Origin of the sequence: Microbacterium sp. SLBN-146 (assembly GCF_006715145.1) — a bacterium.
Classification (GTDB): domain Bacteria; phylum Actinomycetota; class Actinomycetes; order Actinomycetales; family Microbacteriaceae; genus Microbacterium.
This window is the reverse complement of record NZ_VFMR01000001.1, coordinates 2103949-2120200: the sequence shown is the minus strand read 5'-3', so window position 1 is coordinate 2120200 and position 16252 is coordinate 2103949. Positions and strand designations below refer to the sequence as shown.

The 16252-nt window shown below is 68.5% G+C and carries 14 protein-coding genes; 3 read left to right on the top strand and 11 right to left on the bottom strand.

The features are described from left to right. Positions 1–53: 53 nt before the first annotated feature. The 9 genes from FBY39_RS09105 to FBY39_RS09065 form a co-directional block, all read right to left on the bottom strand. Positions 54–1619, bottom strand: coding sequence for an alpha/beta hydrolase (locus FBY39_RS09105; protein WP_260837506.1), 1566 nt, complete (start codon positions 1617–1619; stop codon positions 54–56). Then, positions 1616–2812: a DNA polymerase III subunit delta' gene (locus FBY39_RS09100; RefSeq protein WP_141932006.1), complete on the bottom strand. Its 1197-nt coding sequence runs from the start codon at positions 2810–2812 to the stop codon at positions 1616–1618. Before FBY39_RS09100 ends, FBY39_RS09105 begins: the two co-directional genes overlap by 4 nt. A gap of 69 nt (positions 2813–2881) precedes the next feature. Then, entirely contained in the window at positions 2882–3520 is a 639-nt protein-coding gene (tmk, locus tag FBY39_RS09095) for a dTMP kinase (protein WP_141932005.1), read from the bottom strand. After that, positions 3517–6219 (bottom strand): type I DNA topoisomerase, encoded by a 2703-nt coding sequence (gene topA / locus FBY39_RS09090; RefSeq protein WP_141932004.1) that lies wholly within the window; start codon positions 6217–6219, stop codon positions 3517–3519. The genes tmk and topA overlap by 4 nt, the downstream gene beginning before the upstream one ends. Positions 6220–6350: 131 nt before the next feature. Next, positions 6351–6677, bottom strand: coding sequence for an Rv3654c family TadE-like protein (locus FBY39_RS09085; protein ID WP_141932003.1), 327 nt, complete (start codon positions 6675–6677; stop codon positions 6351–6353). Beyond that, positions 6677–7009, bottom strand: coding sequence for a TadE family type IV pilus minor pilin (locus FBY39_RS09080; protein ID WP_186336939.1), 333 nt, complete (start codon positions 7007–7009; stop codon positions 6677–6679). Before FBY39_RS09080 ends, FBY39_RS09085 begins: the two co-directional genes overlap by 1 nt. Next, complete coding sequence (locus FBY39_RS09075; protein WP_141934051.1) at positions 7009–7212, bottom strand: DUF4244 domain-containing protein; 204 nt, start codon at positions 7210–7212, stop codon at positions 7009–7011. The genes FBY39_RS09080 and FBY39_RS09075 overlap by 1 nt, the downstream gene beginning before the upstream one ends. Positions 7213–7308: 96 nt before the next feature. Then, positions 7309–8274 carry a pilus assembly protein TadB gene (locus FBY39_RS09070; RefSeq protein ID WP_141932001.1) on the bottom strand — a complete coding sequence of 322 codons (966 nt, stop codon included), beginning with the start codon at positions 8272–8274 and terminating at the stop codon, positions 7309–7311. Continuing rightward, the gene (locus FBY39_RS09065) at positions 8259–9281 is read right to left on the bottom strand and encodes a TadA family conjugal transfer-associated ATPase (RefSeq protein ID WP_141932000.1); all 1023 of its coding nucleotides are present in this window, start codon (positions 9279–9281) and stop codon (positions 8259–8261) included. Before FBY39_RS09065 ends, FBY39_RS09070 begins: the two co-directional genes overlap by 16 nt. A gap of 439 nt (positions 9282–9720) precedes the next feature. On the opposite strand from FBY39_RS09065, the gene acs reads away from it, so the two are divergent. Continuing rightward, positions 9721–11703 carry an acetate--CoA ligase gene (acs, locus tag FBY39_RS09060; protein WP_141931999.1) on the top strand — a complete coding sequence of 661 codons (1983 nt, stop codon included), beginning with the start codon at positions 9721–9723 and terminating at the stop codon, positions 11701–11703. Between the two features lie 49 nt (positions 11704–11752). Here acs and FBY39_RS09055 read toward each other — a convergent pair whose 3' ends face one another. Further along, positions 11753–12220 (bottom strand): RidA family protein, encoded by a 468-nt coding sequence (locus FBY39_RS09055; protein ID WP_141931998.1) that lies wholly within the window; start codon positions 12218–12220, stop codon positions 11753–11755. 2 nt (positions 12221–12222) lie between these two features. Continuing rightward, positions 12223–12438 carry a DUF4177 domain-containing protein gene (locus FBY39_RS09050; RefSeq protein WP_141931997.1) on the bottom strand — a complete coding sequence of 72 codons (216 nt, stop codon included), beginning with the start codon at positions 12436–12438 and terminating at the stop codon, positions 12223–12225. Positions 12439–12557: 119 nt separating this feature from the next. On the opposite strand from FBY39_RS09050, the gene FBY39_RS09045 reads away from it, so the two are divergent. Both FBY39_RS09045 and FBY39_RS09040 read left to right on the top strand, forming a co-directional pair. Continuing rightward, complete coding sequence (locus FBY39_RS09045; protein ID WP_141931996.1) at positions 12558–15275, top strand: transglycosylase domain-containing protein; 2718 nt, start codon at positions 12558–12560, stop codon at positions 15273–15275. Beyond that, a complete protein-coding gene (locus FBY39_RS09040) occupies positions 15272–16222 on the top strand; it encodes a metallophosphoesterase (protein ID WP_141931995.1) in 951 nt (316 codons plus the stop codon). The genes FBY39_RS09045 and FBY39_RS09040 overlap by 4 nt, the downstream gene beginning before the upstream one ends. Positions 16223–16252: the final 30 nt, after the last annotated feature.

Here is a 16252-nt window from a genome sequence, read left to right as displayed (position 1 = left end):
CGATCAACGATCCTACAGGGTCGAAAGGGCGACCGCGAACACGGGGACGCCGATCACTCGCACCTCACGTCGTCGGCGGGAACGGTGCCGTCGATCAAGTACGACACGACGGCCGAATCGACGCATGCGTTCCCCTTGTTGAAGCCCGTGTGCCCCTCCCCCACGCGTGTGATGAGCACTCCCGACGACAGTTGATCCGCGAGCGCGACGGCCCACTCGTAGGGCGTCGCCGGGTCGTTCGTCGTACCGATGACGAGGATCGGCGCCGCCCCCTCGGCCGCGATCGGCTCGCGTACGCCCGTCGCGGGGTACGGCCAGACCTCGCACGGGTTGGGACCCTCCCAGTAGGGAGCGATCGTCGGCGCCTCTCGCGCCAGGAGCGCGTTCGCCGCGGCGACATCCTCCGGAGTGTCCGTCGCGGGGTAGTCCATGCAGTTGTAGGCGCGGAACGCCTCGGTGGAGTTGTCGGCGTAGACGCCTTCGGTCCGACCGTAGTACGAGTCGGCGAGGTAGAACGCGATCTCGGGATCACCCTCCAGCACCTGCGTGAACGCTTGGGTCAGGAGGGGCCAGGACTCCTGCGCGTAGAGCGCCGAGACGATCGCCGTCGTGAGGGAATCGGCTCCGAGCATCCGCCCGTCAACGGCCTCGATGGGGCTGCGGTCGACACTGGCGAGCAGGACGCCGAGATCGGCCATCCCCTCATCGACGGTTCCCCGGAAGGGGCACTCCTGCTGCGTGAGACAGTCGGCCATGTAGGCCCGCAGCGCGGACTCGAATCCGAGCGCCTGCGTCGTGGACACCTGCAGGTTGGAGGTCGACGGATCGATGGCACCGTCGAGGACGAGTCGCCCGACACGCTCAGGGAACAGCTGGGCGTACGTCGCTCCGAGGAAGGTGCCGTACGAGTAGCCGAGGTAGTTGAGCTTCGCGTCGCCGAGGACGCCGCGGAGCAGATCCATGTCGCGGGCCGCGTTGTCGGTCGTGATGTACTCCAGGATGCCGTCGCTGTTCGCCTCGCACGCCTCGGCGAACTCCGCGTGCTCGGCGAGCGAGGCCTGCTCCCATTCCTCCGACCCTCTCGTGCCAGGTCGGATGTCGAAGAGGTACGCGTCCATCTCCGGCGCGTCGAGGCAGGCCACTGCCGTGGATCGGCCGACGCCGCGCGGATCGAAGCCGATGACGTCGTAGGCAGCGGCGAGGTCTTGACCGACGACGAACGTGACGGCGTCGCGGACGATGTCATAGCCGCTCGCCCCGGGGCCTCCCGGGTTCGTCAGGAGGGAACCGAGGGGTGCTCCCCCGGTCGCCTGATGCCGGATGACGGCGAGCTCGATCTCGCCCGCACCGGGGTCCTGCCAGTCGAGCGGCGCCGTGACGGTCGTGCAGTCGAACCCGCCACCCGCCCCTTCGCACGAGCTCCATTCGAGTTCCTGCTCGTAGAAGGGAAGCAGCTCGGCGGGGATCCCGTCCGTGTCGGGTGCGAGGCTCGTGGTCGGTCGCGACGACGTCTCGGGGATCATCGCGTAGAGGCATCCCGTCAACGCGACGGATGCCACGACGAGGGCGGCTACTGCGGCGATACCGCGTCGGGCGCGGCGGGTGACACTGCTGCTCACGGGGTCCTTCCGCTCGCGACAGTCACGAGCATGCTCTCGAGGGCCAAGGCGGGGGCGACGTTCTGCTCGAGATTGCGGCGGGTCTCGGCGATCCGATCGAGGACGACGAGGGTGCGCTCGGTCGTCCAGGCTGCGGCGAGAGCCTGGATCTCGGCATCCAGTTCGCGGTTGATGAGGTCGCCGCGACGGAACTGCGCCATGAGCACGTCTCGGTACAGCGACTGGAGGTCGGTCAGCACACGATCGAGTCCGTCACGAAGACTCCTCGTGGCGCGACGCTTGTGCTCCTCGTCGAGGGCACTGAGCTGCGACCTCACAGCCGGCGGCACGGGGGCGCCTTCCGCGACCCCGAGCGTGCGCAGGAGGCTCGCACGCTCGGCTTCGTCGCGTTCGGCGACGAGAGCCTTCGCGTCGTCGGTCGCGATCTGGACGATCCGCCCCGCGACCTCGACGACGTCTCCGATCGAGCGCACACCCAGTACGGCGCGCAACGTCTCGTCGCGGCGGGCCCGCGCGGCGTCGTCGGTGGCGAGCCGCTGCGCCATCCCGATGTGGCGCTGTGCGTGGCGAGCCGACTGCTCGGCAAGAGCGGGATCGACGCCCGTCCTGCGCGCGATGAGAGCTGCGACGTCGGCGATCTCGGGGTCGATGAGGCGCAGCGTGCGCACGCGGGATCGGATCGTGGGGAGCAGGTCGGCGTCGCTCGGGGCGCACAGCACCCAGACAGTGCGCTCGGGAGGCTCTTCGAGAGCTTTCAGGAGAACGTTCGACGTGCGTTCGGCCATGCGGTCGGCGTCTTCCACGACGATGACGCGGTAGCGACCGAGCGAGGGGGCGAAGTACGAGCGTTCGACGAGCGCGCGGGCGTCTTTGATCGAGATGATGACGCCCTCGGTCCGCAGCGCGGTCAGGTCGGGATGCGTCCCGGAGAGCACCTGGTGCACGGCGCGCTCGTCACCCGGTTCGGCGATGAGCGCAGCGGCGAAGGCGTGAGCGAGGGTCGATCGCCCCGACCCGGGAGGGCCCGTGATGAGCCACGCGTGGGCGGGACCGGACGGGTCGGATGCCGCGGCGCGCAGCGTTTCGACGGCGGCGGGCTGCCCCCACACGGAACCCCACGGAACCTCTTCAGGACGCGTCGCGTCTGCCGCGGGCACCCCGGCCGCACGCTGTGCGGTCGTCGTGGCATCCATGGGGTTCAGCCTAGTTGCGGTGGCCGACAGGAACGTGTGGACGCGGGAGGCCGAAACCGCACGCTCGACTCAGTGGGCGAGCAGGTCGCTCACACGTGCCGTGACAGCGGCGGCGATCTCGTCGGGGGCTCGGGACGCGTCGAGCACGAGGAAGCGATCGGGCTCCTCCGCGGCGAGCGCGAGGAACTCCTGTCTCACCCGGGCGTGGAAGGCGTCCTTCTCCGCCTCGAGCCGGTCGAACGGCTTGTCGTCCGCATTCAGGCGAGCTCGCGCGGCAGCGGGATCGAGGTCGAGCAGCACCGTGAGGTCGGGGAGGAGTCCGTCCACCGCCCACAACGAGAGGTCTCGGACCTCGGCGCGGCCGAGCACGCGTCCGGCGCCCTGATACGCGACGGACGAGTCCAGGTAGCGGTCCTGGATCACGACGTCGCCACGTTCCAGAGCCGGCCGAACGACCGTCTCGACGTGGTGAGCCCTGTCGGCGGCGTAGAGCAGCGCCTCCGCACGCGGAGCGATGTCGCCGCGATGGTGGAGCACGATGTCGCGCACGAGCAGACCGACCTCTGTCCCACCCGGCTCACGCGTGCGCAGCGTGCTCCGCCCCTGCCGGGTCAGCCACTCCTCGAGGAGCGCCGACTGCGTCGTCTTTCCCGCGCCGTCGCCGCCCTCCAGCGTGACGAACAATCCCGGATGGGGCCGAGCCGTCACTTCTTCGCCGGAGCCTTGCGCGTCGTGGCGCGCTTGGCGGGTGCGCGCTTGGGAGCCGGGCCCTTCGCGCGCTTATCGGCGAGCATCTGCACGGCGATCTCGAAGGTGATGTCGTCGACCGTCTGACCGCGTGGGATCGTGACGTTCGTCGTTCCGTCGGTCACGTACGCACCGAAGCGCCCGTCGCGGATGCGGATGGGCTTCTCGCTCACGGGATCGTTGTCGAACTCCTTCAGCGCGCTCGACGGACGACGCGCGCCGTACTTCGGCTGCGCGTAGATCTCGAGGGCCTGCTCGAGAGTGATGTCGAAGATGAGCTGCTCGCTGTCGATCGTGCGCGAGTCGGTCCCCTTCTTGATGTACGGGCCGTAGGGACCGTTCTGCGCCGTGATGACCTCGCCCGACTCGGGGTCGGTCCCCACGACGCGAGGCAGCGAGAGGAGCTGCAGTGCCGTATCGAGGTCGATCGTCTCGGGGGACATCGTCTTGAAGAGCGATGCGCGGCGGGGCTTGGGTGCGGCATCCTTCTTCGTCGTCCGCTTCTTGGGGGCCTCGACGATCTCGCCCGTCACCTCGTCGACTTGCGGCGACTCCTCGGGGATCTCCTCCTCGAGATACGGACCGTAGCGACCGTCCTTGACGACGATGAGACGTCCGTTCTCGGGGTTCTCGCCCAGCACCCGGTTGCCCGCGACGGGTGCGTCGATGAGCTCCTGCGCCTTCTCGGGCGTCAGTTCGTCGGGCGCGAGGTCTTCCGGCAGATTGACGCGCCGCGGCTCGGCGTCGGGATTCTGCGGGTCGACGACATCGAGGTAGGGACCGTACCGACCGAAGCGCAGGGTCGCGACATCGGAGATGCGCGTCGCATTGAGCTCGCGCGCGTCGATCTCGCCGAGGTTCTCCACGATGTGGCGGAGTCCGACGTGGGAGTCGGACCCGAAGTAGAACTCCCCCAGCCACGCGGCGCGGTTCTGCTCACCGCGGGCGATCGCGTCGAGGTCGTCTTCGAGAGCTGCCGTGAAGTCGTAGTCGACGAGGTCGGCGAAGTGCTGCTCGAGGAGCCGCACGATGCTGAAGGCGAGCCAGCTGGGCACGAGGGCCTGGCCGCGCTTGGTGACGTAGCCGCGCTGCAGGATGACGTCGATGATGCTCGCAAACGTCGACGGGCGCCCGATGCCCTTCTCTTCGAGCGCCTTGACGAGCGAAGCCTCCGTGTACCGGGGCTTGGGGCTCGTCGCGTGCCCCTTGGCCTCGACGTCCTTGAGCCGCAGGACCTCTCCGACCTCCATGACGGGCAGCGACTGGTCGTCAGACTTGTCGGCGTCCGCGCGCTTCTCGTCGCGCCCCTCTTCATACGCCTCGAGGAAGCCCTTGAAGGTGTAGACGGTGCCGGATGCCGTGAACTCGGCCTTCTCGCTCGGGGTCTGCACGAGGAGCGTGACGGTCGTCGTCTCGTACTTCGCGTCCGACATCTGGCTGGCGATCGTGCGCTTCCAGATGAGGTCGTACAGACGCTGCTCGTCGCGATCGAGGTTCGCGGAGACGGATGCCGGGGTGCGGAACTCTTCACCCGACGGACGGATCGCCTCGTGCGCCTCCTGCGCGTTCTTGCTCTTGCTGCGGTAGACGCGCGGGTTCAGCGGCACGGCCTTCTCGCCGTAGAGCGTCACGGCCTGCGCACGCGCTGCTTCGACGGCCTGCGCCGAGAGCGCCGTCGAGTCGGTGCGCATATAAGTGATGTACCCCTTCTCGTAGAGCCGCTGCGCGACGCCCATGGCGTGCTTCGCGCTCATCGAGAGTTTGCGACCGGCCTCCTGCTGGAGCGTGGAGGTCGTGAACGGGGGCTTGGGGCTGCGGGTGCCGGGCTTCGACTCGAGATTCGAGACTGTCGCTTCGCCGACGGCGGAGATGGCCTCGGAGAGGGCGGTGGCACGCGCTTCGTCGAGCACGACCACAGCCTTCTTGAGCTCACCGCGATCGTCGAAGTCGGTGCCGCGTGCAAGGGGTGCGCCGTCGATACGGGCGAGGCGCGACGTGAAGGCCTCGGCTTGCGGGCGCTTCGCTGCGGCGAGCGCCTCGAGATCCCAGTACGACGCCGAGACGAAGGCCATGCGCTCGCGCTCGCGGTCGACGACGAGGCGCGTCGCGGCGGACTGCACACGACCGGCCGACGTTCCCTGCCCGACCTTGCGGCGGGTCACGTCAGAAACGTCCCAGCCGTAGAGCCGGTCGAGGATGCGCCGGGTCTCCTGCGCGTCGACGAGCGCGAGGTCGAGCTCGCGCGTGTTCTGCACGGCCGCCTGGATAGCGTCCTTCGTGATCTCGTGGAAGACCATGCGCTTGACGGGGACCTTGGGCTTCAACGCCTCGAGAAGATGCCACGCGATGGCCTCGCCCTCGCGATCCTCATCGGTCGCGAGCAGGAGTTCGTCTGCTCCCTTGAGTGCGCGCTTGAGTTCGGCGACGGTCTTCTTGCCGCGCTCGGACTCGACGTAGAACGGGGTGAAGCCGTTCTCGATGTCGATCGAGTACTTTCCGACGGACGTCTTCTTGAGCTCTGCAGGGATGGCCTTGCGATCTGCGAGATCACGGATGTGGCCGACCGAGCTCAGCACTTCGTAGCCGTCGCCGAGGTATCCCTGAATCGACCGCATCTTGGTCGGGGATTCGACGATGACGAGCTTTTTGCCTTGTGCCAAGGGGGCGTCCTTTCTTCGTCGCACACCATACACGTCGGAATACAGTGCACGCGCTGTGAACGGCTCGGGCAGCAACCGCTGCCGCGTCCGCAGCATTCCGCCGCCCACCCTCCGACGAGCTGACGTCATGCTCACGGCGACGCCGGCGGTGGACCGGCGCGCGCCATCGCCGACGCCTCGATCCCGCCGAACCGACCCGAGACGGTGACCGTGGCGATGAGGCCGTCGAGGTCGCACGCCGACAGTACGGCTCCGCCTGCTGCCGCGACCTCGTCGGCACGTTCGCAGGGCACACCCGCGACGGCTCCGGACGCCGCGTCGGCAGCGGCGAGCGCCGCTGCATCCGCCGCCGCCGACAGCCGTTGGGAGAAGACAAGCGCACCCGCCGCCGAGGTGAGACCGACAGCGAGCACGGCGGCGCAGGCGATCACCCCGACGCTCATCGTCGAGCCCGCCATCACCCGCCTCCGTCGAGAGCGCAACTCGAAGCGACGAGGCTCACGGGCAAGGGAGCGCCCGCACTCACCGTCGCACAGACCAGGTCTCCCCGATGGTCGAGCTCGACGGACGCGTCGGACGACGTCGCGACGACGACGCCCACGATACGGTCGAGCGACTCCCCTCGTGCGGCGAGGCGCGCGGCATCCGCCGCAGCATCCTGCAGACGGACTTGACGCGATGCGGTGGCAAGGCTGCCGCATCCGAGGAGCAGGACGAGCCCGATCGCGGGGAGTGCGATCGCGAACTCGGCCGCGACCGAGCCTCGCTCGCCGCCGAGCGCGCGACGCATCACGCCACCGTGAGCGCGCGGCGGACGAGGTCCGTGAGGATCCCCCGCACTTCGTCCGATCGCATGATCACGACGAGGAGGCCGGCGAAGGCGACCGCCGCCATCGTGGCGATCGCGTACTCGGCCGTTGCGGCGCCCGTGTCGTCGCCGAAGAGCGACGCCGCAGAGCGGCGGGTGAGTGGGGGGACTCCTGCGGCCGTGATGCGCTCCGAGTCCTGTCGAGCAGGTCGAGCGGCGCGGAGCGGGGTGGGTGTGGACATGAAGCATCCGTTCTGTCGAAGGGTGGGAGACGGGCACGATCAGAGGGCCGCGGGAACGACGGAGAGCACGCTGAGCAGCATCGGCACGACACCGAGGAGGAGGAAGGCGGGGAGCGTGCACACCCCGAGCGGAAGGAGCAGACGCGTCGAGAGCCGCGCAGCCCGTAGACGGCCTTCGACGCGCGCGCGGTGCCGAGCGAGAGTCGACGCGGCCCTGAGCAGTTCGACGGCCGGAACTCCCGCCGAGCGCGAAAGAGCGAGCACCTCTTCCGTGGCCGCCGCCGGTGATGCGCCCGTGTGCTGAAGGACGAGAAGATGAGCCCGCTCGATGGAGACGCCGCCGCTGAGAGCGATCGCCACGAGCTCGGCATCCAGCCCGGGCGCCTGCTCCGCCGTTGTCGCACTCGTCACGAGGCGGTTCGTCCAGTGGCGTGCAGCGACGACGAGCGCGAGCCCTGCCGTCAAGGAAGCGAGGCCGAGAGGGTTGCGGAAGAGAACGCCCAGCACATCGAAGCCGAGCGCGAAGCCGAGCACGACTCCCACGAGCGGGAGCCCGTTCATGAGCCGGGCGGTTCCGGCTGGTTCGGCCAGCGCGATCCGCACCTCGTCTGCCGTCTCGTGAGCGTCTCGGAGCGCGATCGCAAGCCCTCGCAGACACTCGGAGAGCGGGGCACCCACGCTCGTCGCGACGCCCCATGCCGCCGAGACGGCGATCCACGTGGGCGCATCCGCCGGGGTCACCGTTCGGCGTGGCGTCTGGCGACCACGCCGACGGATCCCGCGGGCACGGGGTTCCACGGGGTCGGGTGCGCGCGTCGCGATCGCCTCGGCGATGGGCACTCCCTCGCCCACCGCGGTCGACACGCGTTGCGCGGCAGGATCACCCGACGCCGCGAGGTGCTCCCATGCCCGCACCGGCACGACCCCCGCCTGGAGCAGGACCGCGAGCGTCTGCACGGTGACAGCGACCGTCGCGGCATCCTGCCCTTTCACTCTGCGGGCCACGCGAGCTCCTCGATACGGAGTCGACCGTGCGGATCGATGGCGGGGCGACCGACGGAGTGGACGCGGCGGCGTCCGGCGCGATCGCGAGCGACATGCACGACGGCTCCGATCGCACTGTGGACCTGCCGCGCGATCGAGCGGTCATCGAGCCCCGCGAGCGATCCGAGCGCTTCCAAGCGTGCAGGCACGTCGTGGAGTCCATTCGCGTGGAGCGTTCCCGCTCCCCCGTCGTGCCCCGTGTTGAGAGCCGAGAGGAGCTCGCGGACTTCTGCCCCGCGGCACTCGCCCACGACGAGCCGGTCGGGACGCATCCGCAACGCTTCGCGAACGAGCCGCGCGAGATCGACACCGCCCGCTCCCTCGAGGTTCGGCTGCCGCGCCTCCAGGCGGACATGGTGAGGGTGGGCGAGCATGAGCTCGGCGACATCCTCGATCGTCACGATCCGCTCCGACTCGTCGGCGGCGGCCAGGAGCGCGGCGAGGACCGTCGTCTTACCTGCGCCGGCGGCCCCCGTCACGAGAACATTCACCCGCCGCGTCACGAGGTCGAGGAGACGCTCATGTGCGGCGGGACCGATGCTCCCCGTCGCCTCGAGATCCCCGAGGGTCGGTCGATGGACACGCGGGATCCGGACGGAGATCATCGTGCCCTCGGCAGCGACCGGTGGCAGGACGGCATGCACCCTGATCCCCCGATCGAGCCGGACGTCGACGCACGGAGTCGCGTCGTCGATGTGGCGGCCTCCGAGCCCGATCAGGGCGACGGCGAGATCGCGGACGGCATCCTCGCCGGCCCGCCATTCCGGGACCGCGACGACTCCCTCGCCCCGATCGACGAAGAGACCCGCCTCACCGTTGACGAAGAGGTCCGTCACATCGGGATCGGCGAGGTACCGCGCGAGCGGTGCGAGTGCCTGATGCCGCGGCACGTCGCGCCGCGCGGGTCGATCGACGTCGCCTGCGCGCGCGGCGGCGCCGGGCGGCTGGACGATGAACGGATGCGGCATCCCCCGACGGTACGAGCCGGCGCCGCGCGCTCGATGCGACGATCCCCCATCCGTGGATATGCCTGTTGATCCCCTTCCCTGGGGAGGAGACGACGGCCACCTCGGGGTGAACCGCGGAGCGAAAAGTGAGGGCGGCATCCCATGGGGGGAATGGGATGCCGCCACACGCGGCGTCGCTAATCGGGGGGGTGTGCGACACCGCAATGCCAGAATCGAATGTTCGGCCGGTCAAGAGCATAGGCGACTTCACACCCCCGGCAAAACACTTCTGGTGTATTCGCAGTCATATATCCGCCGCGGGTCGGACGAGCGGGCGCGGGGCAGGTTCACCCACTATCGGAGGTAGTGCGTGGGGCCGACCGTCAGTAGATTCCTCGCAGGCTCGCGGAACGTCCACCGTCCCGCTCGACAGACCACACGCCGCAAAGGAGCGCGCCCCATGAGTGACCTCACCACGAGCAGCCAGATCGACCACCTCTTCAACGAGACGAGGCGATTCGCCCCGAGCGACACCTTCGCCGCATCGGCCAACGCCACGCGGGAGCTCTACGAGCAGGCCGCCGCCGACCGCGAAGGATTCTGGGCGGAGCAGGCGCGGTCACTGCACTGGCACACTCCCTTCACCGAGGTGCTCGACTGGTCCAACCCGCCGTTCGCCCGGTGGTTCGCCGACGGCGAGCTCAACGTCGCCTACAACTGCCTCGACCGCCACGTCGAAGCGGGCAACGGCGACCGCGTCGCGCTCCTGTGGGAGGGCGAAACAGGCGACACCCGTCGCATCACGTATGCCGAGCTCACCGACGAGGTCAAGCGCCTCGCCAACGTCCTCGGCGAACTGGGGATCGGCGCCGAAGACCGCGTCGCCATCTACATGCCGATGATTCCCGAAGCCGTCGCCGCGATGCTGGCGGTCGCCCGCGTCGGCGCGATCCACTCGGTCGTCTTCGGCGGCTTCTCTGCGGACAGCCTGCGGGCGCGCATCGACGACGCGGGAGCCAAGCTCGTCATCACGGCCGACGGCGGATACCGCAAAGGCAAGGTCTCGCCCCTCAAGCCCGCCGTCGACCAGGCGCTCGCCGACCGCAACGGCTCGGGCCCGCAGGAGACAGTCGAGCACGTGCTCGTCGTCCAGCGCGGAGGCAACGACGTGGCGTGGACCGAAGGGCGTGACCTGTGGTGGCACGACGTCGTTCCGAAGGCATCTGCCGATCACGAGGCGCAGGCCTTCCCCGCCGAGAACCCGCTCTTCATCCTCTACACGTCAGGAACGACGGGAAAGCCCAAAGGCATCCTGCACACGTCGGGCGGGTACCTCACGCAGGCGGCCTTCACGAACAAGGTCGTCCACGACATCCACCCCGAGTCGGATGTGTTCTGGTGCACGGCCGACATCGGCTGGATCACGGGCCACACCTACGTCACCTACGGCCCCCTCGCCAACGGGGCGACGCAGGTCCTCTACGAAGGAACGCCGGACACGCCGCATCCGGGGCGCTGGTGGGAGATCATCGAGAAGTACGGCGTCACTATCTTCTACACCGCCCCGACCGCGATCCGCTCGTTCATGAAGATCGGACGCGACGTCCCCGCGAAGTTCGACCTGTCATCGCTGAGGCTGCTCGGCTCGGTCGGCGAACCCATCAACCCCGAGGCGTGGATGTGGTACCGCAAGGTGATCGGCGCGAAGCAGGCCCCGATCGTCGACACGTGGTGGCAGACCGAGACGGGCGCCATGATGATCTCCGCGCTCCCCGGGGTGACGGAGACGAAGCCCGGCTCCGCCCAAGTGCCCCTCCCGGGCATCTCGGTCGAGGTGGTCGACGAGGACGGCACGCACGTCGGCAACGGCAACGGCGGGCTTCTCGTCATCACCGAGCCCTGGCCGTCGATGCTCCGCGGCATCTGGGGAGACCCCGAGCGCTTCGTCGAGACGTACTGGGAGAAGTTCCAGAAGCAGGGCTACTACTTCGCGGGTGACGGCGCGCGTCTCGACGAGGACGGCGACGTCTGGCTCCTCGGTCGCGTCGACGACGTCATGAACGTCTCGGGTCATCGCCTCTCGACGACAGAGATCGAGTCGGCCCTCGTCGCCAACGAAGCCGTCGCAGAAGCGGCCGTCGTCGGTGCGTCGGATGAGACGACCGGCCAGGCTGTCGCCGCGTTCGTCATCATCAAGCGGAGCTATCTCGCAGCCCACTCCCCCGACGGCCTCGCGCAGTCCCTGCGCGGATGGGTCGGCGAACAGATCGGTCCGATCGCACGACCGCGTGACGTCTACATCGTCGAGGAGCTGCCGAAGACGCGGTCGGGCAAGATCATGCGCCGGCTCCTCCGCGACGTCGCGGAGGGTCGCGAAGTCGGCGACACGACGACTCTCGCCGACACGGCCGTCATGTCGGTCATCTCGGCTCAGGTGCGCTGACGACAGGAGCGATGAGGATGCCGCGGCGGGTGAAGCGCCGCGGCATCCGTCACGCGAAGGTGAAGACGACCTCGACCTCGACGGGCGAGTCGAGCGGTAGCACTGGCACGCCCACCGCGGAGCGCGCGTGCGAGCCCGCCTCGCCGAAGACCTCACCGAGGAACTCGCTCGCGCCGTTGATGACGCCCGGCTGGCCCGTGAAGTCCACGACGGATGCCACGAAGCCGGTCAGCTTGAGCACGCCGGTGAGACGATCGACTCCACCCACCGCCGCACCAGCCGCAGCAAGAGCGTTGAGCGCGCAGCGGCGGGCGTAGAACTGGGCGTCAGGCGGATAGACGAGTCCCTCGGCTTCGCCCACCTTCCCCGTCTCGGGGAGGAGACCGTCGACGAACGGGAGCTGGCCGGACGTGTAGACGAGGTCGCCGTGGACCTTTGCCGGAATGTAGGCGGCGACGGGCGCTGCGACCGAGGGAAGCTCGACACCCATCTCGGCAAGACGCTGCGAAACACTCATCGTCACGCCCCCTCGAACTGCTGGGCGGCGGTCGCCGCGGCATCCAGTCCCGCGTTGGCGGAACCGCCTCCGACGGGACGCTTCAGGTACGCCACGAGACCGCCCTCGGGGCCGGGGACCACCTGGACGAGCTCCCACCCCTGCTTGCCCCAGTTGTTGAGGATCGCGGCGGTGTTGTGGATCAACAGGGGTGTCGTGAGGTACTCCCACGTCGTCATTCGGACTCCTCGAAGGGGTGCGGGATGGGCGGATGGGAGCGCACGGCTGTCCTGTGAAATCGCCCGCGAGCGGCGGCCCGTCGGGGGAAAGTCCAGCTAGCTCCCTTACGATCAAGCCTATGCCTGGAACGAAACGTACGGCCAGAGGTGTGTTCGGCGGTCTCGCCGGCCTCGTCGGCCTCAGCGCTGTCGCGGGAGTCCTCGTCACCGCCACCGTCACGCCCGCGATCGCCGTCTCCGGCGCCGCGGCCACGAGCGCCATCGACATGTTCGACAACCTTCCGAGCGTGCTCGACATCGAGAAGCTCATGCTCCCGTCGACGATCATCGTCACGAACCCCGAGACGGGCGAGCAGTCCGAGCTCGCGAAGTTCTACGACCAGAACCGCTCCCCCGTCAACTTCGACCAGGTCGCGCCCGTGCTCTACGACGCGATCCTGTCGTCGGAAGACCCGCGCTACTACCAGCACGGCGGGGTCGACCTCATCGGCACGACGCGCGCGATGCTGTCCAACCTGCAGGGCGGCGGCGAGACGCAGGGCGGATCGTCGATCAGCCAGCAGTACGTCAAGAACGTGCTCGTGCAGCGCTGCGAGGCCAATGCCTCCGCGACCGAGGAGCTCACCGAAGCGCAGGTGCTGGCGAATTGCTGGACCGAGGCCACGACGGCGCAGGGCGCCGAGGGCGTCCAGCGGAAGCTCCAGGAGATGCGGTACGCCATCTCGCTCGAGCAGAAGTACTCCAAGAACGAGATCCTGCTCGGCTACCTGAACATCGCGAACTTCGGCGGCACGAACTACGGCATCGACGCGGCATCCCGCTACTACTTCGGCGTCTCCGCCGCTGATTTGAGCCTCTCGCAGGCCGCAACCCTCGCCGGGATGGTGCAGAACCCCAACACCTACCGGATCGACAAGCCCGGCGGATCGATCTTCGACAAGGACGGAAACGGCTACAACAAGGCCGCCGACGGCGTCATCGACGACATCGACACGGCGCAGTTCGGCCCCCTCAAGCAGCTTCTCGACCAGGGCAAGATCACGCAGGAGCAGTACGCTGCGGCGGCCGACCCGTACAGCGCAACCAAGGGTCGCCAGCTCTACGTCCTCAGCCGCCTCCTCAGTGACGGCAAGATCACTCAGGAACAGTACGAGGCTGCCGTCATCGAGCCGATCACGCCCAGCATCAACGCCCCCACTGTGGGGTGTGCGGCAGCCGGTTCGCGCGCCTACTTCTGCCAGTACGTCAAGAACACGATCCTCTCCGACCCTGCTTTCGGTGAAGAGCCGATCGACCGCGTGCGCAACCTCCAGCGCGGAGGCCTGACCGTCTACATCACGATGGACCCGCGCCTGCAGGCTGTCTCCGACCAGGCGATGGCGGAGCGCGTACCGACCTCCGTCGAAGGCTGGACGGGTCCTGAGACGGGACGTCTGGGCTCGGCGACCGTGAGCATCGACAACCGCGACGGCCGCATCCTCGCGATGTCGCAGAACACGCTCTTCAGCGAAGACGCGTCGCTCGCAGAGGATCCGAACTACTCATCCCTCGTGTATGCCGGTGACTCCGTGACCGGCAAGTCCGGAGGCTTCAACGTCGGATCGACGTTCAAGCTCTTCACCCTCATCGACTGGCTCGAGAAGGGGCACTCGGTCAACGAAACGCTCAACGGCGTGAACCGCGTCTTCCCCCGCATGACCAACTCGTGTGAAGGCGATTGGGTCAACACGACGGGCGACAAGATCGGCAACTTCGGCGGCGTCGGCGGCTTCGTCGGCACTCCGATGCGCTTCACGGCGACCTCGCTCAACTCCGGCTACCTCGCGATGGCCGAGAAGCTCGACCTCTGCGACATCGGCAAGGTCGCGACCCGCATGGGCGTGACACGCGGTGACGGCACCGAGATCAAGATGCAGTTCGCCAACAACGTCATCGGTGACGCGAACATCTCGCCCGTCGCGATGGCAGGCGCCTATGGGACCGTCGCGAACAACGGCGTCTACTGCCAGCCGAAGGTCATCGACCGCGTCGTCGACTCGGACGGCCAGGACCGCGCGCTTCCCGAGCGCTCGTGCACGCAGGTGCTCGACCCGACGGTCGCCGCTGCGGCAGCCCTCGCCCTCCAGGGCGTCATGAACGGCGGAACAGGCGGCGGCGGAAACCCCGGCAACGCTCCTGTGCTCGGCAAGACGGGGACGCACGAGGAGTACCAGTCGTGGCTCGTCGAGTCCTCGACGAACGTCGCGACGGCCGCGTGGGTCGGCAACAGCACGGGACAGGGCGACATCTTCCGCCGCTCGGCGAACGGCTCGCAGATCTCCAACATCCGCTATGCCCTCGCTCGAACGGTGCAGTTCAGTGCAAACGCGATGTACGGGGGCAATCCGTTCTCGAGGGACTACGGTCAGCTGACCCGTCAGGTGCTGAGCGACCTTCCGAACGTCGTCGGCCTGTCGGTCGACCAGGCTCGCTCGCGCCTCGTCAACGCAGGATTCTCCGTCAACGTCGGAGACCCGGTCGACGGTGCCGAGAGCGAAGGCATCATCACGCGCCAGGATCCCGGCGCGGGTCGCGTCGCCGGTGGCCTCACCGTGACGATCTACCCGAGCAACGGGCAGGGTGTCGGCATCCCGGATGTCGCGGGCCAGCCCTACGACGTCGCGAGGAACACCCTCAACGGTCAGGGCTTCGGCAACGTGTCGCCGGGTACCTGTACCGCCGACGGAAGCCTCAACGGCAATGAGCGCCGGGCCACGGGCACCAGTCCCGGTGCCGGCTCGGTCGTGAACCGCAACTCGGCGATCTCTCTCAACTTCTCCGCACGCCAGTGCGGGTGAGTTCCGCACGCTCGACCGCGCTCACCGCCCTCGGGATCGTGGGCGCGGTCGGTGCCGGTGCGGCCGTGTGGGGCATCGGGATCGAGCGGTACCTGTTCACGGTGCGGACGCATGAACTGGAGATCCTTCCCCCGGATGCCGCGCCGATCAAGGTCCTGCACGTGTCGGACGCGCATATGGCTCCGTGGCAGCACCGCAAGCAGCAGTGGATCGCTCGGCTCGCAGAGCTCGAGCCGGACCTCATCGTCAACACGGGCGACAATCTCGGCCACGCCGAGGGACTCGCGGGTCTGCGACGCGCGTTCGATCCGCTGCGCGGCATCCCGGGTGTCTTCGTGCACGGGTCGAACGACCATGCCGCCCCCTCGCCCCGCAACCCGTTCCTATACTTCACCGGGCCTTCGAAGGCCAAGCACTCACCCGAGCCGCTCGACACCGCCGCGCTCGACCGGTATCTCCGGAACGATCTCGGCTGGCTGGATCTCAACGATGCCGTCGGGTCTCTGAGCATCGCGGGGCGCAGAGTCGACGCCTTCGGTGTGAACGACGCGCACCGAAAGTGGGACCGACTGGACCTGCTGCCCGAGCCGCTCGCCGAGCTGCGCTCCCAGGGCGCGCCGGAGATCACTATCGGCGTCACGCACGCACCCTATCGGCGCGTGCTCGACGCCTTCACCGATCTGAACGCCGACATGCTCTTCGCCGGCCACACGCACGGAGGCCAAGTGCGACTGCCCGGTTACGGGGCACTCGTCGCGAACTGCGACATTCCGCTCGACCAAGCGCGCGGCCTCAGCTCGTGGACGCACAACGGTCGTACCCTGCCGCTCAACGTCAGCGCAGGACTCGGCCACTCGATCTACGCGCCCGTGCGTTTCGCATGCAGGCCCGAGGCATCCTTGATCACTCTCCTGCCGCGCGCCGCCGCGGGTTCTGACGAGGCCTGACGATCGGGTAGACTCTCAGGGTTGCCGCGC